Here is a 21,626-nt window from a genome sequence, read left to right on the forward strand (position 1 = left end):
AGTCATTTGGCGCCAGGCGCCGCGTTTCTTTAGAGGTCTTACCGGCTACACCTACAGTGAAGGAACCGGGCCCCTAGAAAAGAGCGCTGCTTTATACCAGAAAGACTGGAGAGCAACAACATTCAGTGTGCGTAGAATTCACAAAAACCCCGTTTTCCTGGCTCCGAGCGCCTTGGATAAAGGCTATCGTCGATGGCGACCGCTCGTCGCAGAGAGTCGTTCATCGAGCCAACCTGGAGTTTTGCTCAACCGCTGCACAGCAAAATCTGGTGCCTATAGTCCCCTTAAAATGAAAAAGGGGATAGTCATTTACAAAAGAGCCCACTAGGGTAAGCCTTTTCCAGACTGCACTTGCAGATGGGCCTTCGATCTGTAAAGGAAGCCGACCATGCGCCTCGCTGCCCTACCGCTATTGCTCGCCCCGCTTCTGCTGAGCCCACAGGCCTTTGCCGCCGCCCTGAGCGTCTGCACCGAGGCCAGCCCTGAAGGGTTCGACGTGGTGCAGTACAACTCGCTGACCACCACCAACGCCTCGGCCGATGTGCTGATGAACCGCCTGGTGGACTTCGACACAGCCAGTGGCAAAGTGGTCGCCAGCCTCGCCGACAGCTGGGAAGTCAGCACCGACGGCCTGACCTACGTCTTCAAGTTGCACCCGCAGGTGAAATTCCATCGAACGGAGTACTTCACCCCAACGCGTGACCTGAGCGCCGAAGACGTGATTTTCAGCTTCGACCGCATGCTCGATCCGGCCAATGAGTGGCACAAAGTCGCCCAGAGCGGCTTCCCGCATGCGCAATCGATGCAGTTGCCTGCACTGATCAAGAAGATCGACGCCCTCGATCCGCAGACCGTGCGCTTCACCCTCGACCACCCGGATTCGACCTTCCTGGCGACCCTGAGCATGGGCTTCGCCTCGATCTATTCGGCCGAATACGCCGACAAACTGATGAAGGCAGGTACACCGGAGAAGCTCAACAGCCAACCGATCGGCACGGGGCCGTTCGTATTCACGCGCTTCCAGAAGGACGCCTCGGTTCGCTACAAAGCCAACCCCGAATACTTCGGCGGCAAGCCCTCTGTAGATCCGCTGATCTTCGCCATCACGCCGGATGCCAACGTGCGCCTGCAGAAATTGCGCCGTAACGAATGCCAGATCGCCCTGTCGCCCAAGCCTCTGGACGTACAGGAAGCGCTGAAAGAGCCGACCCTGAAAGTCGAAAAGACTGACGCGTTCATGACCGCATTCGTCGGCATCAACAGCCAGCACCCGCCGCTGGACAAGCCAGAGGTGCGTCAGGCTATCAACCTTGCCTTCGACAAGGCCAGCTATGTCAAAGCCGTGTTCGAGGACACTGCCGAGGCGGCCAACGGTCCGTACCCGCCCAACACCTGGAGCTACGCGAAAAACCTGCCGGGCTACCCTCACGACATCGAAAAGGCCAAAGTATTGATGGCCAAGGCCGGGCTCAAGGAAGGCTTCCAGACCACCATCTGGACCCGCCCTTCCGGCAGCCTGCTCAACCCCAACCCGAGCCTAGGTGCACAACTGCTGCAGTCCGATCTGGCCGAAATAGGCATTCAGGCAGAAATACGCGTGATCGAATGGGGCGAGTTGATCCGCCGCGCCAAGGCCGGTGAACACGACTTGCTGTTCATGGGGTGGGCTGGCGACAACGGTGACCCGGACAACTTCCTCACGCCGCAGTTTTCCTGCGCTGCGGTCAAATCCGGGACCAACTTCGCCCGTTACTGCAACCAGGATCTGGACAAGCTGATCAGCGCCGGCAAGACCACTGGCGAGCAAGGTGTGCGTAGCAAACTCTACGAACAGGCGCAGGCGCAGATCCAGCAACAGGCGTTGTGGCTGCCCCTGGCCCACCCGACTGCTTTCGCGCTGACGCGCAAGGATGTCGAGGGGTACTCGGTCAGCCCGTTTGGGCGGCAGGACTACTCCAAGGTCAACATCAAGTAATCCGCTATACACAAAACCCTGTAGGAGCGAGCTTGCTCGCGATAAACCCGAGAACGCTGCAGGGTGCCTGACTACCCGCGTTATCGTTCACGACCATCGCGAGCAAGCTCGCTCCTACAGGGGCCATGCACTACATCCACCCATACTCCGCCATCGACAACGGATCGCCGTCGCCGATGATGAAATGGTCAAGCACCCGCACGTCAATCAGCTCCAGCGCCTTTTGCAGGCGCTTGGTCAGCACCCGGTCGGACTGACTGGGGTCGGTGTTACCCGAAGGATGGTTGTGGCAGAGGATCAATGCCGCTGCGTTGTTGGCCAAGGCGCGTTTGACCACCTCTCGCGGATGAACACTGGTGTTGTCGATGGAGCCGCGAAACAACGTCTCAAACGTCAGCACCTGATGCTTGGAATCGAGAAACAGGCAACCGAACACCTCGTGTGGCTCGTGGCGCAACATCGATTTCAGGTACTCGCGAACCGCATGCGGATTCTCCAGTGTCGATTTTTGGCGCGCACGCTCGGCCAGATGACGCCTGCTCATTTCTTGCGAAGCCTGCAACTGTGCAAATTTCGCCGGCCCAAGCCCCAACTGCTTGCTGAACGTTTCCTGATCGGCCTCAAGCAGCAATCGCAGGCTGCCAAACTGATTCAACAGGTGTCGCGCCAAATCCACTGCACTTTTACCCACCACGCCCGTGCGTAAAAAGATCGCCAGCAGTTCGGCATCCGAAAGGCTTCCCGCGCCCTGTTCAAGCAACCTCTCCCGCGGCCGTTCCGCCGCCGGCCAATCGCGAATACTCATAGCACCTCCCTGTCTGTGGGCACCGCTGTTCCGTAGCGGTCGCTGTGATATCGTAGCCCATCTTTTTTGCGGGCGAATTCACCCTGGGGAGGGGGTTTCGCCACGTATGTCACCAACGAATTGAAAGGCAGGCCTATGCAGCGGCTGTATCGGAAACGCATTGTTCTGGGCGTCGGCGGCGGCATCGCTGCCTACAAGAGCGCCGACCTGGTTCGCCGCCTGATCGATCAGGGCGCCGAAGTGCGCGTGGTCATGACCCGTGGCGGCGCAGAGTTCATCACCCCGCTGACCATGCAGGCCCTGTCCGGGCACCCGGTCCACCTGGACCTGCTGGACCCGGCGGCCGAAGCGGCCATGGGCCACATCGAACTGGCCAAATGGGCCGACCTGGTACTGATCGCCCCCGCCACGGCAGACCTGATTGCTCGTCTGGCCCAAGGCATTGCCGATGACCTGCTGACCACGCTGGTGCTGGCCACCGACGCGGTGGTCGCCGTTGCGCCAGCAATGAACCAGGCGATGTGGCGCGATCCGGCGACCCAGGCCAACCTGCAAACCCTCGAAAGTCGCGACATCAAGGTCTTTGGTCCGGCCTCCGGCAGCCAGGCCTGCGGCGACGTGGGCCTGGGGCGCATGCTCGAAGCCCTTGAACTGGCCCAGTGCGCCGCCGACTGCTTCCAGCGTCAGGCCCTGACCGGTAAACACGTATTGATCACCGCCGGCCCGACCCAGGAAAACATCGACCCGGTGCGCTACATCACCAACCACAGCTCCGGGAAAATGGGCTTTGCCCTGGCCGAAGCTGCCGTGGAAGCCGGCGCCCGCGTAACCCTGATTACCGGCCCGGTGCACCTGCCGACACCGGATCGCGTCACCCGCATCGACGTGGTCAGCGCCCGCGACATGCTCGCTGCCTGCGAAGCCGCGATCCCTTGCGACCTGTTCATCGCCTCGGCAGCCGTTGCGGACTACCGCCCGGAAGTCGTCGCCCCACAGAAACTCAAGAAAGATCCTACGAACGGCGACGGCTTGTTGCTACAGATGGTGCGCAACCCGGACATCCTGGCCACCATCGCCACCCGCCCCGACCGCCCGTTCAGTGTCGGTTTCGCCGCCGAGACCGAACACCTGCTCGATTACGCTGCACGCAAGTTGAAAGACAAGAACCTCGATTTGATCGTCGCCAACGACGTCGCCAACCCGAGCATTGGCTTCAACAGCGAAGAAAACGCCTGCAGCGTCATCGACCGCGAGCTACACGCCACACTCTTCGCCCAGACCAGCAAGAGCAAGATTGCTCGCCAGCTGATCACTTTTATCGCCGAACGTCTGAACCAGGTTTAATTTACATGCACGCTTTGCAAGCCAAGATCCTCGACCCCCGCATCGGTACCGAATTCCCGCTGCCGCAATACGCCACACCGGGCTCCGCCGGCCTCGACCTGCGCGCCATGCTGGAACAGGACACCGTGATCAAGCCGGGTGAAACCGTGCTGATCCCCACGGGCCTGTCGGTCTATATCGGCGACCCGAACCTGGCGGCGCTGATTCTGCCGCGCTCGGGGATGGGCCATAAGCACGGCATCGTGCTGGGCAATCTGGTCGGCCTGATCGACTCCGACTACCAAGGCCCATTGATGGTTTCCTGCTGGAACCGTGGCCAGACCGAATTCACCATGCCGGTTGGCGAGCGCCTGGCACAGTTGGTGCTGGTGCCAGTGGTGCAGGCTCACTTCGAAATGGTTGAAGAGTTTGTTGAAACCGAGCGCGGCACTGGCGGTTTCGGCCATACCGGTACCCGCTGATCCGGACACGCTCTTTTGTGGTGGGGGAACAGACTCCCTCGCCACAAAATTCAAATTGTCATCTGCAAGGTTTAGCACCGAAAATCAAGGCATTGCCTGGTCAAACCCGTGCCGTCAGGGGCGTCATGGCCCTTTCATACCACGAACTCTCTGTGGAAAACGCCGTCATACCCTTCAGTTTGAACCTGCCACCGAATGAATCGGCGGCCTGTCCAGCCACTTTCGAGATGGAGCATTTCCACAGATGAACACCCCGGCCAAAGTCGCACCCAAATTCCCTGACAGCATCTTCCGCGCCTACGACATTCGCGGCACCGTTCCGGAATTCCTGAACGCCGAAACCGCTTACTGGATCGGCCGTGCCGTCGGCTCCCAAAGCCTGGCCCAGGGCGAGCCAAACGTATCCGTCGGTCGCGATGGCCGCTTGTCCGGCCCGGAACTGGTCGCGCAACTGATCAAAGGCATCGCCGACAGCGGCTGCCACGTCAGTGATGTCGGCCTGGTCCCGACTCCGGCGCTCTACTACGCCGCCAACGTACTGGCCGGAAAATCCGGCGTGATGCTCACCGGCAGCCACAACCCGTCGAACTACAACGGCTTCAAGATCGTCATTGCCGGCGACACACTGGCCAACGAGCAGATCCAGGCCCTGCACGACCGCCTCAAGACCAACAACCTGAGCAGCGGCCAGGGCAGCATCACCCCGGTCGAGATCCTCGACCGCTACACCACCGAAATCGTCCAGGACATCAAGCTGGCCCGTCGCCTGAAAGTGGTTGTCGACTGCGGCAACGGCGCGGCCGGCGTGATCGCCCCGCAGCTAATCGAAGCGCTGAACTGCGAAGTCATCCCGCTGTTCTGCGAAGTGGACGGCAACTTCCCGAACCACCACCCGGACCCGGGCAAGCCTGAAAACCTCGTGGACCTGATCGCCAAGGTCAAGGAAACCAACGCTGACATCGGCCTGGCCTTCGACGGCGATGGCGACCGCGTCGGCGTGGTGACCAACACCGGCAGCATCGTCTACCCGGACCGTCTGTTGATGCTGTTTGCCCGCGACGTTGTAGCGCGTAACCCGGGCGCCGAAATCATCTTCGACGTCAAATGCACCCGTCGCCTGATTCCGCTGATCAAGGAATACGGTGGCCGTTCGTTAATGTGGAAGACCGGTCACTCGTTGATCAAAAAGAAAATGAAACAATCCGGCGCCCTGTTGGCTGGCGAAATGAGCGGGCACATCTTTTTCAAGGAGCGCTGGTTCGGTTTCGACGACGGCATCTACAGCGCCGCACGCTTGCTGGAGATCCTCAGCAAGGAAAAATCCTCGGCCGAAGAGTTGTTCGCGACCTTCCCCAACGATATTTCTACGCCGGAAATCAATATCCATGTGACCGAAGAGAGCAAATTCAGCATCATTGATGCATTGCACGATGCGCAGTGGGGCGAAGGCGCTGACCTGACCACCATTGACGGCGTGCGAGTCGACTATGCCAAAGGCTGGGGCCTGGTACGCGCATCCAACACCACACCGGTGCTGGTGCTGCGTTTCGAGGCCGATGACGAGGCTGAACTGCAACGTATCAAGGATGTGTTCCACATCCAGCTCAAGCGCGTTGCACCTGATCTCCAACTACCGTTCTGATTCACCCGGAGCCCTGAATGACCCTCGAACGCGAAGCCGCCGCCAACACCGCCAAGGTCCTGTCCGAAGCGTTGCCTTACATCCGCCGTTATGTCGGCAAGACCCTGGTGATCAAATACGGCGGCAACGCGATGGAAAGCGAGGAGCTGAAAACCGGCTTCGCCCGCGACATCGTGCTGATGAAGGCCGTGGGCATCAACCCGGTGGTGGTTCACGGTGGCGGCCCGCAAATCGGTGACCTGCTCAAGCGCCTGTCGATCGAGAGCCATTTCGTCGACGGCATGCGCGTCACCGACGCCGCGACCATGGACGTGGTGGAAATGGTCCTCGGCGGCCAGGTCAACAAGGACATCGTCAACCTGATCAACCGTCATGGCGGCAGCGCCATCGGCCTGACCGGTAAAGACGCCGAGCTGATTCGCGCGAAGAAGCTCACTGTTACCCGTCAGACGCCGGAGATGACCACCCCGGAAATCATCGACATTGGCCACGTGGGCGAAGTGGTCGGGATCAACACCGACCTGCTGAACCTGCTGGTCAAGGGCGATTTCATCCCGGTGATCGCGCCAATCGGTGTCGGTGCCAACGGCGAGTCGTACAACATCAACGCTGACCTGGTGGCCGGTAAAGTCGCCGAAGCGTTGAAAGCCGAGAAGCTGATGCTGCTGACCAACATCGCCGGCCTGATGGACAAGTCGGGCACGGTCCTGACCGGCCTGACAACCCAGCAAGTCGACGACCTGATCGCCGACGGCACCATCTACGGCGGCATGCTGCCGAAGATCCGTTGCGCACTGGAAGCGGTCCAGGGCGGCGTGGGCAGCTCGCTGATCATCGACGGACGCGTGCCGAACGCGATCCTGCTGGAAATCTTCACCGATACCGGCGTGGGCACCCTGATCAGCAATCGCAAGCGTCCTTAAGCGATAGCGCAAACAAGAAGACCCCGCTCGGCCTGGCTGAGCGGGGTCTTTTTTTGCCGGCAGATCCCTGTAGGAGCGAGCTCGCTCGCGAAAAACGTCAACAATAACGCGGGGTGCCTGACGAAAAGCGTCGCCCTGGCGTCCATCGCGAGCAAGCTCGCTCCTACAAGTGCTTTGCGGTCAGACGCCGAACTGGGCGCGGTACGCTTCCACGGCCGGCAGATGCTGCTTGAGCTGCGGGTCATCCGCCAGGAATTCCAGCACCTGGTTCAGCGAAACGATGCTGATCACCGGGATGCCGAAGTCACGCTCGACCTCCTGGATCGCCGACAACTCGCCATTGCCACGCTCCTGACGGTTCAGGGCGATCAGTACGCCAGCGGCCTTGGCGCCATCCTGGGAGGCGATGATCTGCATCACCTCACGGATCGCGGTGCCAGCGGTGATTACGTCGTCGATGATCAGCACATCGCCGGTCAACGGTGCGCCGACCAGGCTGCCGCCTTCGCCATGGGCCTTGGCTTCCTTGCGGTTGAAGCACCATGGCAGGTCACGGTTGTGATGCTCGGCCAGTGCCACGGCGGTGGTCGCGGCCAACGGGATACCTTTGTAGGCCGGTCCAAACAGCACGTCGAACGCAATGCCACTCTCGGCAATGGCAGCGGCATAGAAACGACCGAGCTGCGCCAGGGCCTGCCCTGAGTTGAACAGGCCCGCATTGAAGAAGTATGGACTGGTGCGCCCGGACTTCAGGGTGAACTCACCGAAGCGCAAAACGCCGCGATCGATGGCAAAACGGATGAAATCGCGCTGATACGCTTGCATGAAAAAAACCCCAAATACCACGGATTTAGCTAATTAGCTTGACGCCGTGTATCATACACGCACGCGATTTTTGGGGCCATTTATGCGGATCATCAGTGTGAACGTCAATGGTATTCAGGCTGCAGTCGAGCGTGGTTTGCTCAGTTGGCTGCAAGCACAGAATGCCGACGTCATCTGCCTGCAGGACACCCGTGCCTCCGCCTTTGAACTGGATGACCCAGCCTTCCAACTGGATGGCTACTTCCTTTATGCCTGCGATGCTGAAGTCCCTGCCCAAGGCGGCGTGGCTTTGTATTCGCGGTTGCAACCGAAGGCTGTCATCAGCGGTCTCGGTTTCGAGACGGCCGACCGCTACGGGCGCTACCTGCAAGCAGATTTCGACAAGGTCAGCATCGCGACCTTGCTGCTCCCTTCGGGGCAGAACGGCGATGAAGACTTGAACCAGAAGTTCAAGCTAATGGACGACTTCGCCCGTTATCTGGATAAACAGCGACGCAAACGTCGCGAGTACATTTATTGTGGCTCGCTGTACGTGGCGCAACAGAAGCTGGATATCAAGAACTGGCGCGACAGCCAGCAATCTCCGGGCTTCCTGGCACCTGAACGTGCCTGGATGGACGAGATTGTCGGTAACATGGGTTATGTCGACGCCCTGCGCGAAGTCAGCCGTGAAGGCGACCAGTACAGCTGGTGGCCGGATAACGAACAGGCGGAGATGCTCAACCTCGGTTGGCGCTTCGACTATCAGCTACTGACCCCGGGCCTGCGCCGCTTCGTGCGCAGCGCACGCCTGCCACGCCAGCCGCGGTTCTCGCAACACGCGCCACTGATCGTGGACTACGACTGGACGCTGACGATCTAAGTGATTCTTCACTGAGCAGTCTGACAGACAGTCGAAAGAATGCCCGTATCGCAAGATACGGGCATTTTTTATGCGCTCCATCCAAGAGCGCCCAGTGATCTGACTCTCAAGCCGCGGCGAAAAACGGCAGTGCAAGGTACAACTTGATCACGATCACATTAATGATGTCGATGAAGAATGCACCCACCATCGGCACCACCAGGAACGCTATCTGCGAAGGTCCGTAGCGCTGTGTCACCGCTTGCATGTTAGCGATGGCCGTTGGCGTGGCTCCCAGTCCAAAACCGCAGTGCCCTGCCGCCAGTACTGCGGCATCGTAGTTACTGCCCATCATCCTGAACGTCACAAAAATCGCGAACAGTGCCATGACCAGCGTTTGTACAGCCAGGATGATGAAGATCGGCAATGCCAGTGAAGCCAGATCCCACAATTTGAGTGACATCAGAGCGATCGCCAGAAACAGCGACAAGCTGACGTTCCCCAGCACTGAGACTTCACGCTCAAACACCTGATACACGCCAAGCGCCGAAAGCCCGTTTCGTAAAACCACGCCCACGAACAACACGCAAACGAATGTCGGCAACTCAAATGCGGTTCCTTGAAGCCACCCATTCAGGAGTGAGCCCGTCAGCAGGCTGACAGCGATCAAAGCCAGTGTCTCGACAAGCGAAAATGACGTGATTGAGCGCTCTTTGTTCGGCTGCTCAAAACCCTTGGGCAGCCGTGGCTTTTCCTGCTCGAGGCCGGGCACCTGGACACGGCTGATGAGCAGGCGGGCAACAGGCCCACCAATCAAACCGCCCAGCACCAGGCCAAACGTCGCGGAGGCCATGGCCAGTTCAGAGGCAGACGCCAGACCGAACTTCTCGCTGAACGTCGCCCCCCACGCAGCACCTGTACCGTGGCCGCCTGCCAAGGTAATCGAGCCTGTCAGCAAGCCCATCAAGGGGTCGAGCCCCAGCGCCGTTGCAAGCCCGATGCCCATCGCATTCTGGATCACCAGAAGTCCGACAACCGCCAGCAAAAATCCCCCCACGACGCGCCCACCCTTCTTCAGACTGGCGAAGTCTGCACTCAAGCCGATGGTGGCAAAAAACGCCAACATCAAGGGAGTTTGCAGCGAGGTATCAAATCGGATTTCAAAATCGAGGGTTCTCAAAGCCAGAAGACCCAAGGCAACCACCAAGCCGCCTGCTACAGGCTCCGGGATATTATAAGTACGTAAAAAACCGATACGTGAGACAAGAGCGCGCCCCAGCAAAAGTACTAAAGAGGCGGCGACAAGCGTTCCATAAAAATCGAGCTGAAGCATTTGGGATATTCTTGCTTTTACATTCAGGGGCGAACTTTTTACCTGGACACGCCTCTTGAACAGGTTGATCCATCTCAACACTGACTAGTATTGGATTCAGAGGCCGTCAATGGTCCGAATATATCGAAATATTTCTTTATAAATATTACTTGCGGCAACTTTATCAATCGCCAAGTCTCATTGCCAAGCATACAAGCCGCACTGAGCCTTGCAGTTTGTGACTAAACGTGTAAGAAATTTTATTTGCACGAATGAATTTCGTTTGAATAGCGAGCGACCAAGTACGCAACATTAGAGATTAATCTGATTGCAAAAAAACAAATGCCCCGACATGTCGGGGCATTTGTATTGAACTGCGCTTAAAACAGCATCAGCGTCCTGGCTTACTTGATCAACCGCCAGGTGAACGGATACCGATAAGGCTGCCCTTCATTGGCCTTCACCCCGGCAATGATCGTCAGCACCAGCGCACCGATCGCGATCAGGCCAAACAGGAAGAACCCGATAATCACCACCATCAGCAAGAAGCAAATGGCCGAGGCAATGGCGACGGAGATCTGAAAGTTCAGCGCTTCCTTGCCTTGGGCATCGATGAACGGGTCCATCTCGCGCTTCATCTGCCAGAGAATCAGCGGGCCGATGATCGTGCCAAACGGAATCCAGATCCCCAGCAAGGCGGACAAGTGGCAAAACATGGCCCACTGACGCACCTCTTGGCTCGGCGTGGGCAGTGGCAGTTGCTCGTCACTCATGGCGTCCTCCTTGCCTGGAGCAGTCCGGTCAGTCGGCCAATGCGGCCTTTTGCAGTTCGAAGATCTCGTTCATGCCTTTCTTCGCCAACTCGAGCATGGCGTTCAACTCTTCAGGCTGGAACGGCGCGCCTTCGGCAGTGCCCTGGACTTCGATGAAACCACCAGCGCTGGTCATCACAACGTTCAGGTCCGTCTCGGCGGCCGAGTCTTCCAGGTAGTCGAGGTCAAGCACAGGCTCCCCCTTGTACATGCCCACGGAAACAGCAGCGATCATCTGCTTGACCGGGTCACCACCCTTCAGACCGCCACGCTTCTTGATGACTTTCAAGGCATCGATCAGCGCAACCATGGAGCCGGTGATCGAAGCCGTGCGGGTGCCGCCATCGGCCTGGATCACATCGCAGTCGACGTACAGGGTGACGTCGCCCAGCTTGGACATGTCCAGTGCAGCGCGCAGGGAGCGACCGATCAGACGCTGGATTTCCAGGGTGCGACCGCCTTGCTTGCCACGGCTGGCTTCACGCTGGTTACGCTCGCCGGTAGCGCGCGGCAGCATGCCGTACTCGGCTGTCAACCAACCCTGGCCCTGGCCTTTCAGGAAACGCGGTACGCCCGGTTCAACGCTGACGGTGCAGATGACCTTGGTATCACCGAACTCGACCAGCACAGAACCCTCGGCGTGTTTGGTGTAGTTGCGGGTGATGCGGATCGAGCGGAGCTGATCGGCAGCGCGACCACTTGGACGTATCATAGGGAGTACCTGTACTGGGGACGGAAATCTGCGGAGCATTATAGAGCCGCCGGCCGCCACTGGGCACGTCTAAAAAATTCCGCCGACGACCGAGGGCTCTGCACCGCACGTCGGCGAAGGCCTGCCGCTCTTTGTCACACCGTGTGTTTGGGCGCATCCGCGTCACTGCGCTACAATCCTGCGCCTTTGCTGCCAGTCGGCTTTAATTCATTGATATCGGATTCCCGGAGCCTCGGTTCGGTGCCGATCTGCATTGCGAGGTACCGCCATGGTGCACAGCATGACCGCCTTCGCCCGCGTCGAAAACGCCGGCGTCCAGGGCACCCTGAGCTGGGAGCTGCGGTCGGTCAACAGCCGCTACCTGGAACCCCACCTGCGCCTGCCGGAGTCCTTTCGCGACCTCGAGGGCGCTGTTCGTGAAGCCCTGCGCCAGGGTATATCGCGGGGCAAGCTCGAATGCACCCTGCGCTTCACCGAAGAAAACACCGGCAAAGCGCTGCAAATTGATCAGGAGCGTGCCGCGCAACTGGTCGCCGCCGCCGAGACCATCGCCAGCCTGATCAAGAACCCGGCCGCGCTGAACCCGCTGGAAGTCCTGGCCTGGCCCGGCGTACTGGTAGGCGACGCCATCGACCCGCAAGCCTTGAACGCCGAAGCGCTGGCACTGTTCAATCAGGGCCTCAAGGAACTCAAGGCCGGCCGCGAGCGCGAAGGCGCGGAGTTGGCGCGGCTGATCAACGAGCGGCTGACCTCCATCGAAGACGACGTGGTGACTTTGCGCGAACTGGTCCCGCAAATGCTCGCCACCCAACGCCAGAAAGTCCTCGACCGCTTCGCCGACATGAAGGCCGAGATGGACCCGCAGCGCCTGGAGCAGGAAATGGTCATGCTCGCGCAAAAAAGCGACGTCGCCGAAGAACTGGATCGCCTGAGCACCCACATCATCGAAGTTCGCCGGGTGCTCAAATCCGGCGGCGCTGCCGGTCGGCGCCTGGACTTCCTGATGCAGGAACTCAACCGCGAAGCCAACACACTGGGCTCCAAAGCCTTCGACCCGCGCAGCACCCAGGCTGCGGTCAACCTCAAGGTGTTGATCGAGCAAATGCGCGAACAAGTGCAGAATATTGAGTAAGGCTACCCCGACATGACACACAGCACCGGCACCCTGTACATCATTTCCGCCCCTTCGGGCGCGGGCAAGAGCAGTCTGGTCAAGGCCCTGACCGACGCCGATCCGGAGATCCGCGTCTCGGTTTCCCACACCACCCGCGCCATGCGCCCCGGTGAAGTGAATGGCGTGAACTATCACTTCGTCGACCGCAGCGAGTTCGTGAAGATGATCGAGCACGGGGATTTCCTCGAGCGCGCCGAAGTGTTCGGCAACCTCTACGGCACCTCGCAAAGCCACCTGCAGCAGACCCTGGACGAAGGTCACGACCTGATCCTGGAAATCGACTGGCAAGGTGCCGAGCAAGTGCGCAAGCTGATGCCTCAGGCCCGCTCGATCTTCATTTTGCCGCCGTCATTGCAGGCCCTGCACCAGCGCCTGACCAATCGCGGCCAGGACAGTGACGAGATCATTGACGGCCGGATGCGCGAAGCCGTCAGCGAAATGAGCCACTATGTCGACTACGACTACCTGATCATCAACGACGATTTCGCCCACGCGCTGCACGATCTGAAGGCGATTTTCCGCGCCAATCAGCTGATTCAGAAGCGTCAGCAGCAGCGTCACGGCAAATTGCTGGCTGAATTGCTCGGTTAATCAGCTCTTCCCAAAACCGCTGCAAGGGCTTTACATTGGTACTTGCAGCGCGTTGAAGGGCTTGGTCAAAAAATCAGCGCTTCCCTAATCGCTGGTGATTTTTTAAACTGTTGAGTCCGCTCGCCCATCCGGGCAGCGCGCATATTGCATTTGCTACGAGGAAGACCATGGCCCGCGTAACCGTTGAAGACTGCCTAGAACACGTGGATAACCGCTTTGAGCTGGTCATGCTCTCTACCAAGCGTGCCCGTCAACTGGCCACCGGCGGCAAAGAGCCGAAAGTAGCATGGGAAAATGACAAGCCTACCGTCGTCGCCCTGCGCGAAATCGCTGAAGGCCTGATCGACTACGCAGCTATCGCTGAAGCCGAAATTGTTGAAGATGAACCGCTTTTTGCTGCATTCGAGGACGAGTCCAACGAGGCCGTCTAAGCCTATGCCTGGTCGACGTAGCACGGCGCGGGATCACAGCTTGCGGCAGGAGATATCATGCCGAGCATAGACGCCCTCGCCGATCGCTTATCGACCTACCTCGGCAACGACCAGGTCAACCTGGTCCGCCGAGCGTATTTCTACGCCGAACAAGCCCACGACGGCCAACGCCGCCGTAGCGGCGAGGCGTACGTCACGCACCCGCTCGCGGTTGCGAATATTCTTGCCGACATGCACATGGACCATCAGAGCCTGATGGCTGCAATGCTGCATGACGTGATCGAAGACACCGGTATTGCCAAGGAAGCGCTGCAAGCGCAGTTCGGCGAAACCGTGGCCGAACTGGTCGACGGGGTCAGCAAACTGACCCAGATGAATTTCGAGACCAAGGCGGAAGCCCAGGCTGAAAACTTCCAGAAAATGGCCATGGCCATGGCCCGCGACATTCGCGTGATCCTGGTCAAGCTGGCCGACCGCCTGCACAACATGCGCACCCTGGAAGTGTTGTCTGGCGAAAAACGCCGACGCATCGCCAAGGAAACCCTGGAAATCTATGCGCCCATCGCCAACCGGCTGGGCATGCACGCCATCCGCATAGAGTTCGAAGACCTCGGCTTCAAGGCCATGCACCCGATGCGTTCCGCGCGGATCAACCAGGCGGTCAAACGCGCCCGGGGCAACCGCAAGGAAATCGTCAACAAGATCGAGGAGTCCTTGAGCCACTGCCTGGCCATTGATGGCATCCAGGGCGAGGTCAGCGGCCGGCAGAAACACCTCTACGGCATCTACAAGAAAATGCGCGGCAAGCGTCGGGCCTTCAACGAGATCATGGACGTCTACGCGTTCCGGATCATCGTCGACAAGGTCGATACCTGCTACCGCGTGCTGGGCGCTGTACATAATTTGTACAAGCCTCTGCCGGGACGCTTCAAGGATTACATCGCGATCCCCAAAGCCAACGGCTATCAGTCGCTGCACACCACGCTGTTCGGCATGCACGGCGTACCGATCGAGATCCAGATCCGCACCCGCGAAATGGAAGAGATGGCCAACAACGGCATCGCCGCCCATTGGCTGTACAAATCCAGCGGCGACGAGCAGCCCAAAGGCACCCATGCCCGCGCCCGCCAGTGGGTCAAAGGCGTGCTGGAAATGCAGCAACGCGCCGGCAACTCGCTGGAATTCATCGAAAGCGTGAAGATCGACCTGTTCCCGGACGAGGTCTACGTGTTCACGCCCAAAGGCCGGATCATGGAGCTGCCCAAGGGCTCCACGGCAGTCGACTTCGCTTACGCGGTGCACACTGACGTCGGCAACAGCTGCATTGCCTGCCGAATCAATCGCCGTCTCGCACCACTGTCCGAACCGCTGCAAAGCGGCTCCACGGTCGAGATTGTCAGTGCTCCCGGCGCCCGCCCGAACCCGGCCTGGCTTAACTTCGTGGTCACCGGCAAGGCGCGCACGCACATCCGCCACGCACTGAAACTGCAACGCCGCTCCGAATCCATCAGCCTCGGCGAACGCCTGCTGAACAAGGTCCTCAACGGTTTCGACAGCGCGCTGGAGAAAATCCCGGCCGAACGCGTCAAGGCCATGCTGGTCGAGTACCGTCTCGAACTGATCGAAGATTTGCTCGAAGACATCGGTCTGGGCAATCGCATGGCCTATGTGGTGGCCCGCCGACTGCTGGGCGAAGGCGAACATTTGCCAAGTCCGGAAGGCCCGCTGGCGATTCGCGGCACCGAAGGCCTGGTGCTCAGCTACGCCAAGTGCTGCACGCCGATCCCGGGCGACCCGATTGTCGGCCACCTGTCCGCCGGCAAAGGCATGGTCGTGCACCTGGATAATTGCCGCAACATCAGCGAAATCCGGCACAACCCGGAAAAATGCATCCAGCTCTCGTGGGCCAAGGATGTCACCGGCGAATTCAACGTCGAGCTGCGCGTCGAGCTGGAGCACCAGCGCGGCCTGATCGCCCTGCTGGCCAGCAGCGTCAACGCAGCCGACGGCAATATCGAGAAAATCAGCATGGACGAACGCGATGGTCGCATCAGCGTGGTCCAGTTGGTGGTCAGCGTGCACGACCGCGTGCACCTGGCCCGCGTGATCAAGAAACTGCGCGCCTTGTCCGGGGTGACTCGCATCACCCGCATGCGTGCATAGCTCGCCAACACATTACAAGGAGTCATACATGACCAAGACTGTTATCACCAGCGACAAGGCCCCGGCCGCCATCGGTACTTACTCCCAGGCGATCAAGGCTGGCAACACCGTTTACATGTCGGGTCAGATTCCTCTGGACCCAAAAACCATGGAGCTGGTTGAAGGCTTCGAAGCCCAGACCGTCCAGGTGTTCGAGAACCTCAAGGCCGTGGCGCAAGCCGCTGGCGGTTCGTTCAAGGACATCGTCAAGCTGAACATCTTCCTCACCGACCTGAGCCACTTCGCCAAGGTCAACGAGATCATGGGCAAGTACTTCGACCAGCCTTACCCTGCCCGCGCCGCCATCGGTGTAGCAGCCCTGCCAAAGGGTTCGCAGGTTGAAATGGATGCCATCCTGGTCATCGAGTAATGCGTGCGGCGCAGCCCAAGGCTGCGCCGACTGCTCTGCTGTAAAGAAAGCTTGAAAGGATTCCACCATGCGCAACGCGCTTGCTCTCTCGCTGCTCGCCCTGTTCCTGGGCGGATGTGCCAGCAACCCTGCCGATCGTGATGTCAGCGGCACCTGGATCAACCAGGTGGCGATCGATGCTGCAGCCAAAGGTGTCCCCCTGCGTGAAGCGCTCCAGGCCTATGGCCCGAATCTGGAATGGGACATCAACACCAAGGCCAGTCAGGCCCGCTACACCAACGGCTTTGAAAACGTCGAAGGCAAACTGCTGGGTGAAGAGTCCGGTGCCTGGAAAGTCGACTTTTATGGCAGTTCGGCCAGTGAGCTGACGCGTGACGGCAAGCAACTGAGCCAGTCTGCCAGCGACAACGAGCCCGAACAGGTCTTCGACCGCGCCCAGATCCCGGTGCCGGAGGGCGCTCCGATCGGCGCCAGTTTCGAGCGTGCACTGTATTCAGCCTACATGGGCGGCGGCTGGACAATCGTCAGCGGTCCCGGCGAAGGCAGCACCGTGCAATTCCAGGCTGATGGCCAGGTGACCGGCCTGCCAGGCAGCGACCGCTATGCGTTGTGCCTGGCCGGCGATTGCGCATCCATGAGCGGCGGCAACGACAATATGTGGCTGCAACAAAATGGCCAGGGCAACGCCTGGATCTTTGCGCGCAAGGGCAAAGAGCTGGAGATTTTCCAGACCGTGAACACGGCGCAGGCGGATGAAATGCCCTCGTTCACCCCGGGTGAGCGCAAGTGGCTGCTGGAAAAGCAATAAATCCCTGAAAAGATCGCAGCCTTCGGCAGCTCCTACAGGTGTACATGTAACTTTGCAGGAGCTGCCGAAGGCTGCGATTTTTTGCCATTAGCAGCTAACAGCGCCCTTCAATGATCGCCGCATACCCCTCGCGAAAACTCGGGTACTTCGGCGACCAGCCCAAGGCTTTAGCCCGCGCATTACTGCACCGTTTGCTGCCAGTGCGTCGCACGCTGTCGTCATCAGCCCATTCGGTCACACCCAGATACTCGCGCAACCAGCCCACCACATCCGCCAGCGCTGCCGGTGCGTCATCGACGCCGATGTAGATATCATCCAGCGCCACACCACGTCGATCCGCCTCAAGCAGGCACGCCATCAACCCCGCGGCATCGTCCGCATGAATCCGGTTGGCGTACAACGGTGGTTCGACCGCCACGCGATAACCTCGGCGCACCTGCGTCAGCAGCCATTCACGGCCGGGGCCGTAAATGCCGGTCAAGCGCACGATACTGGCCGGAATGCCGCTTTTAAGGGCAAGTTGCTCGGCTTCGAGCATCACACGTCCGGAATAACCTGCCGCCACGGCTGGCGAAGTCTCGTCGACCCACTCGCCCTCCTGTTGCCCGTAAACACTGCTACTGGAAACAAACAACAGGCGATTGGGCATCTGCCCGTAGTCGTTCAGCCACTCCAGCACATGCTCCAGGCCCTGGACATACGCAGCGCGGTAACCGGCTTCGTCGTGATCGGTGGCCGCCGCGCAATACACCAGGTAATCCACGGCACCGATTGGCCAAGTGGCTGGGCAGTCTTTGTTGAACAGGTCACCGGCAACACCGATGACGCCCTTGGGCAGGCGTGAAACGTCGCGTCGCAGGCCGTGAACCTCCCACCCAGCCGTCAGCAGTTGTGTGGCCAGGCGGCTGCCGACATCACCACAGCCGGCGATCAAAACAGTAGGCGCAGACATCAGAAAACTCCCATCGCAAAGCCACAGACTAGCGCCGGCAATAGACAGGCGGCTAGCAATGCAGGAAAAAAAGAGACGCTATTACTTCTGTTAACAAGAATTACTTGCAATAATGCACCCCACTTTTGTTCTCGGCCTTTCGAGGCCTGGAAGAACATCACCCGTTTTTTCTCTCAGGTCCGGCCAGCATGACACGCAATCAATTCCCCGCTTCGCCAACCAAACGACCTCGCGCCTGGAGCGCGGTGGCCGCCCTGCTCCTCAGCCTGATGCTCGCACCAGTCACCGCTTTCGCCGATGCCCAGGTATCCGTTACTCCGGCCGCCGCTACAGCACCTGCACAGGCCGCGACCGATCCTGCCCAGGCAGCACCGGCAGAAACCTTGGGTGAAGACGTTCCTGAAGTCCTCGAAGCCGACAACACCCTGGGCATGGCCCATGACCTGTCGCCGTGGGGCATGTACAAGAATGCCGACATCATCGTGAAAATCGTGATGATCGGCCTGGCCATTGCCTCGATCATCACCTGGACCATCTGGATCGCCAAGGGCCTTGAGTTGATGGGCGCCAAACGTCGGCTGCGCGGTGAAATCGCCCAACTGAAAAAATCCGCCTCCCTCAAGGAAGCCAGCGCCACTGCGGCGAAGGAAGGCACCCTGGCCAACCTGCTGGTGCATGACGCCCTCGAAGAGATGCGCCTGTCGGTCAACAGCCGCGAGAAAGAAGGCATCAAGGAACGCGTGAGCTTCCGTCTTGAGCGCTTGGTCGCGGCCTGCGGTCGCAACATGAGCAGCGGAACCGGCGTACTGGCGACCATCGGCTCGACTGCGCCGTTCGTCGGCCTGTTCGGCACCGTGTGGGGCATCATGAACAGCTTCATCGGCATTGCCAAAACCCAGACCACCAACCTCGCCGTCGTCGCGCCAGGCATCGCCGAAGCCCTGCTGGCTACCGCGCTGGGCCTGGTTGCAGCGATCCCTGCAGTCGTGATCTACAACGTCTTTGCCCGCTCCATTGCCGGCTACAAGGCCCAGGTGTCCGACGCCTCGGCACAGGTCCTGCTGCTGGTCAGCCGTGACCTCGACCACCAGCCTGAGCGCAGCTCGCAACCGCACATGGTGAAAGTGGGGTAATCGGCCATGGGCCTGCATTTGAAGGAAGGGGCAGACGACGATCTGTCCGAAAACCACGAAATCAATGTCACGCCGTTCATCGACGTGATGCTGGTGCTGTTGATCATCTTCATGGTGGCGGCCCCTCTGGCCACCGTGGACATCAAGGTCGACCTGCCCGCCTCGACCGCCAAGCCGGCGCCGCGGCCAGAGAAACCGGTGTTCCTCAGCGTCAAGGCTGACCAGCGCCTGTTCCTCGGCGAAGACGAAGTGAAGGCCGAAGCACTCGGCGCCACGCTCGACGCCAAAACCCAGGGCAAGAAAGACACGACAATCTTCTTCCAGGCCGACAAAGGCGTGGATTACGGCGACCTGATGAGCGTGATGGATAACCTGCGCTCTGCCGGCTACCTGAAGGTGGGTCTTGTCGGTCTCGAGTCGGCAGCCAAAAAATGATCACGACGCGCCATAAGCTGACGCGTTACAGCGGTAGCCTGGCCGTGGTGCTGGGTGTTCACGCGCTGGCCATCGCGCTGGCGCTGAACTGGTCCGCTCGTCCGCCTATCGAATTGCCCCCTCAGGCAATGATGGTCGAGCTGGCACCGGTTCCTGCCCCGCCACCGCCTGCTCCGCCGAAGGTCGTCACCCCGCCGCAGCCACCGGCTCCGGTTGAAGAACTGCCGATACCCAAGCTCGCCGAAGCGCCGAAAGCTGAAATTGCCGTGCCCAAGCCCGTCAAGCCAAAGCCCAAGCCGCAGCCGCCGAAGCCGGTAGAGAAGAAACCTGAGCCGCCGAAGGAAAAACCGGCGGAAGAGAAACCGGCCGAAACGCAACAGACTCAGACGCCAACGGAGAAATCCGCCCAGCCTGCACCCGGCCCTTCACCGGCTCAACTGGCGGCCAAGGCCAGCTGGCAAGGCACCTTGCTGGCGCACCTGCAGAAGTACAAGAAGTACCCGGCCAGTGCCCAGGCGCGGGGCAAGGAAGGCATGAACCGTCTGCGTTTCGTCGTGGATGCCGAAGGCAATGTGTTGTCGTTTGAGCTGATAGGCGCCTCGGGCACTGCCGATCTGGACCGGGCCACCCTGGAAATGATCCGCCGCGCTCAACCGCTGCCCAAGCCACCGGTCGACATGCTGACCAATGGCTCCATCGAAATCGTTGCACCGTTTGTTTATTCGCTGGAAAAGCGTCGGCGGTAAAAAGCAGCAGATCAAAAGATCGCAGCCTGCGGCAGCTCCTACACGGGTTAATGTGATCCCTGTAGGAGCTGCCGCAGGCTGCGATCTTTTTTGCCTTTCGCATTGCCCAGTGTCACTCGACACGTACAGTCTGATAACGTGCGTCTATCGATTGCAGCCGGTATGCTTGGCCCGCAACTTCATGGACGCTTGCTATGACTCTTACAGAATTACGCTACATCGTTACCCTCGCCCAAGAGCAGCACTTCGGCCACGCGGCCGAGCGTTGCCACGTCAGCCAGCCGACCCTTTCGGTGGGCGTGAAAAAGCTTGAAGACGAACTCGGTGTGCTGATTTTCGAGCGCAGCAAAAGCGCCGTGCGCCTGACCCCAGTCGGCGAAGGCATCGTCGCCCAGGCGCAGAAAGTGCTGGAACAAGCCCAGGGCATCCGCGAACTGGCCCAGGCCGGCAAGAATCAACTGACCGCCCCGCTCAAAGTCGGCGCGATCTACACCGTCGGGCCTTACCTGTTTCCGCACCTGATTCCACAACTGCACCGGGTCGCCCCGCAGATGCCGCTGTACATCGAGGAAAATTTCACCCACGTGCTGCGCGACAAACTGCGCAACGGCGAGCTCGACGCGATCATCATCGCCCTGCCGTTCAATGAAGCCGACGTGCTGACCCTGCAACTCTACGACGAGCCCTTCTACGTACTGATGCCGGCGCAGCACCCGTGGACGCAGAAAGAATCCATCGACGCCAACCTGCTCAACGACAAGAGCCTGCTGCTGCTCGGAGAAGGTCACTGCTTCCGCGATCAGGTACTGGAAGCCTGCCCGACCCTGACCAAGGGCAACGACGGCGCCAAGCACACCACGGTGGAGTCCAGTTCCCTGGAAACCATTCGCCACATGGTCGCGTCCGGCCTGGGTATTTCGATCCTGCCGTTATCGGCAGTCGACAGCCATCACTACGCCCCGGGCGTGATTGAAGTGCGCCCGCTCTCGGCCCCTGTACCGTTCCGCACCGTGGCCATTGCCTGGCGCGCCAGCTTCCCGCGTCCGAAGGCGATTGAAATCCTCGCCGACTCCATTCGCCTGTGCTCGGTGGCCAAGCCAGCGGCACAAGTCGCTGCGGGCTAAGCAACGGT

General features: G+C 59.9%; 21 protein-coding genes and 1 pseudogene. 16 read left to right on the forward strand and 6 right to left on the reverse strand.

The window, feature by feature from the left end; translation table 11 throughout:
• Positions 1 to 388: 388 nt before the first annotated feature.
• Positions 389 to 1,975 (forward strand): ABC transporter substrate-binding protein, encoded by a 1,587-nt coding sequence (locus KGA83_RS07055; RefSeq protein ID WP_108217233.1) that lies wholly within the window; start codon positions 389 to 391, stop codon positions 1,973 to 1,975.
• Positions 1,976 to 2,105: 130 nt separating this feature from the next.
• Here the strand turns inward: KGA83_RS07055 and radC are convergent, their stop codons facing one another.
• Complete coding sequence (gene radC, locus KGA83_RS07060) at positions 2,106 to 2,780, reverse strand: RadC family protein (protein ID WP_223529254.1); 675 nt, start codon at positions 2,778 to 2,780, stop codon at positions 2,106 to 2,108.
• Positions 2,781 to 2,915: 135 nt separating this feature from the next.
• Here radC and coaBC point away from each other — a divergent pair, with 135 nt between their 5' ends.
• The 4 genes and pseudogenes from coaBC to argB all read left to right on the forward strand — a co-directional run bounded on the left by coaBC (position 2,916) and on the right by argB (position 7,150).
• Entirely contained in the window at positions 2,916 to 4,124 is a 1,209-nt protein-coding gene (gene coaBC, locus KGA83_RS07065) for a bifunctional phosphopantothenoylcysteine decarboxylase/phosphopantothenate--cysteine ligase CoaBC (protein WP_102700099.1), read from the forward strand.
• A gap of 5 nt (positions 4,125 to 4,129) precedes the next feature.
• Positions 4,130 to 4,585, forward strand: a complete 456-nt coding sequence (dut, locus tag KGA83_RS07070; RefSeq protein ID WP_007975171.1) for a dUTP diphosphatase — start codon at positions 4,130 to 4,132, stop codon at positions 4,583 to 4,585.
• Between the two features lie 265 nt (positions 4,586 to 4,850).
• Positions 4,851 to 6,227 (forward strand): annotated as a pseudogene (locus KGA83_RS07075) (phosphomannomutase/phosphoglucomutase); the annotation flags it as partial.
• A gap of 17 nt (positions 6,228 to 6,244) precedes the next feature.
• Complete coding sequence (argB, locus tag KGA83_RS07080; protein ID WP_008047078.1) at positions 6,245 to 7,150, forward strand: acetylglutamate kinase; 906 nt, start codon at positions 6,245 to 6,247, stop codon at positions 7,148 to 7,150.
• Between the two features lie 180 nt (positions 7,151 to 7,330).
• On the opposite strand, the gene pyrE is transcribed toward argB, so the two are convergent.
• Positions 7,331 to 7,975, reverse strand: coding sequence for an orotate phosphoribosyltransferase (gene pyrE, locus KGA83_RS07085; protein WP_108217236.1), 645 nt, complete (start codon positions 7,973 to 7,975; stop codon positions 7,331 to 7,333).
• Positions 7,976 to 8,057: 82 nt separating this feature from the next.
• Between pyrE and KGA83_RS07090 the strand changes: the two genes are divergently transcribed.
• A complete protein-coding gene (locus KGA83_RS07090; protein ID WP_003176915.1) occupies positions 8,058 to 8,837 on the forward strand; it encodes an exodeoxyribonuclease III in 780 nt (259 codons plus the stop codon).
• A 106-nt stretch (positions 8,838 to 8,943) separates the two neighbouring features.
• On the opposite strand, the gene gltS is transcribed toward KGA83_RS07090, so the two are convergent.
• The 3 genes from gltS to rph all read right to left on the reverse strand — a co-directional run bounded on the left by gltS (position 8,944) and on the right by rph (position 11,652).
• Positions 8,944 to 10,149 carry a sodium/glutamate symporter gene (gene gltS / locus KGA83_RS07095; protein WP_115948391.1) on the reverse strand — a complete coding sequence of 402 codons (1,206 nt, stop codon included), beginning with the start codon at positions 10,147 to 10,149 and terminating at the stop codon, positions 8,944 to 8,946.
• Between the two features lie 383 nt (positions 10,150 to 10,532).
• On the reverse strand, positions 10,533 to 10,901 hold the full coding sequence (locus KGA83_RS07100; protein WP_007996522.1) for a DUF4870 domain-containing protein: 369 nt from the start codon (positions 10,899 to 10,901) through the stop codon (positions 10,533 to 10,535).
• A gap of 28 nt (positions 10,902 to 10,929) precedes the next feature.
• A complete protein-coding gene (gene rph, locus KGA83_RS07105; protein WP_007989575.1) occupies positions 10,930 to 11,652 on the reverse strand; it encodes a ribonuclease PH in 723 nt (240 codons plus the stop codon).
• Positions 11,653 to 11,920: 268 nt separating this feature from the next.
• On the opposite strand from rph, the gene KGA83_RS07110 reads away from it, so the two are divergent.
• The 6 genes from KGA83_RS07110 to KGA83_RS07135 all read left to right on the forward strand — a co-directional run bounded on the left by KGA83_RS07110 (position 11,921) and on the right by KGA83_RS07135 (position 17,228).
• Positions 11,921 to 12,784: a YicC/YloC family endoribonuclease gene (locus KGA83_RS07110; RefSeq protein WP_115948392.1), complete on the forward strand. Its 864-nt coding sequence runs from the start codon at positions 11,921 to 11,923 to the stop codon at positions 12,782 to 12,784.
• 12 nt (positions 12,785 to 12,796) lie between these two features.
• Positions 12,797 to 13,417: a guanylate kinase gene (gene gmk / locus KGA83_RS07115; protein ID WP_007975181.1), complete on the forward strand. Its 621-nt coding sequence runs from the start codon at positions 12,797 to 12,799 to the stop codon at positions 13,415 to 13,417.
• A 167-nt stretch (positions 13,418 to 13,584) separates the two neighbouring features.
• Complete coding sequence (rpoZ, locus tag KGA83_RS07120; RefSeq protein WP_007921129.1) at positions 13,585 to 13,848, forward strand: DNA-directed RNA polymerase subunit omega; 264 nt, start codon at positions 13,585 to 13,587, stop codon at positions 13,846 to 13,848.
• Positions 13,849 to 13,905: 57 nt separating this feature from the next.
• Positions 13,906 to 16,011 carry a bifunctional GTP diphosphokinase/guanosine-3',5'-bis pyrophosphate 3'-pyrophosphohydrolase gene (gene spoT, locus KGA83_RS07125; RefSeq protein ID WP_108217238.1) on the forward strand — a complete coding sequence of 702 codons (2,106 nt, stop codon included), beginning with the start codon at positions 13,906 to 13,908 and terminating at the stop codon, positions 16,009 to 16,011.
• Between the two features lie 28 nt (positions 16,012 to 16,039).
• Positions 16,040 to 16,420 (forward strand): RidA family protein, encoded by a 381-nt coding sequence (locus KGA83_RS07130; RefSeq protein WP_108217239.1) that lies wholly within the window; start codon positions 16,040 to 16,042, stop codon positions 16,418 to 16,420.
• A gap of 67 nt (positions 16,421 to 16,487) precedes the next feature.
• The gene (locus tag KGA83_RS07135; RefSeq protein ID WP_108217240.1) at positions 16,488 to 17,228 is read left to right on the forward strand and encodes a hypothetical protein; all 741 of its coding nucleotides are present in this window, start codon (positions 16,488 to 16,490) and stop codon (positions 17,226 to 17,228) included.
• Between the two features lie 94 nt (positions 17,229 to 17,322).
• Here the strand turns inward: KGA83_RS07135 and KGA83_RS07140 are convergent, their stop codons facing one another.
• Positions 17,323 to 18,180 (reverse strand): SDR family oxidoreductase, encoded by an 858-nt coding sequence (locus KGA83_RS07140; RefSeq protein WP_223529256.1) that lies wholly within the window; start codon positions 18,178 to 18,180, stop codon positions 17,323 to 17,325.
• Between the two features lie 188 nt (positions 18,181 to 18,368).
• Here KGA83_RS07140 and exbB point away from each other — a divergent pair, with 188 nt between their 5' ends.
• From exbB to KGA83_RS07160, 4 genes are all read left to right on the forward strand, one after another.
• Positions 18,369 to 19,313: a tonB-system energizer ExbB gene (exbB, locus tag KGA83_RS07145; protein WP_108217258.1), complete on the forward strand. Its 945-nt coding sequence runs from the start codon at positions 18,369 to 18,371 to the stop codon at positions 19,311 to 19,313.
• 6 nt (positions 19,314 to 19,319) lie between these two features.
• Entirely contained in the window at positions 19,320 to 19,748 is a 429-nt protein-coding gene (gene exbD, locus KGA83_RS07150; RefSeq protein WP_108217242.1) for a TonB system transport protein ExbD, read from the forward strand.
• On the forward strand, positions 19,745 to 20,494 hold the full coding sequence (locus KGA83_RS07155; RefSeq protein ID WP_223529258.1) for an energy transducer TonB: 750 nt from the start codon (positions 19,745 to 19,747) through the stop codon (positions 20,492 to 20,494). The genes exbD and KGA83_RS07155 overlap by 4 nt, the downstream gene beginning before the upstream one ends.
• Positions 20,495 to 20,688: 194 nt before the next feature.
• Entirely contained in the window at positions 20,689 to 21,618 is a 930-nt protein-coding gene (locus KGA83_RS07160) for a hydrogen peroxide-inducible genes activator (RefSeq protein ID WP_108218876.1), read from the forward strand.
• Positions 21,619 to 21,626: the final 8 nt, after the last annotated feature.

Source organism: Pseudomonas sp. GL-R-19 (assembly GCF_019956375.1).
Lineage (GTDB): Bacteria > Pseudomonadota > Gammaproteobacteria > Pseudomonadales > Pseudomonadaceae > Aquipseudomonas.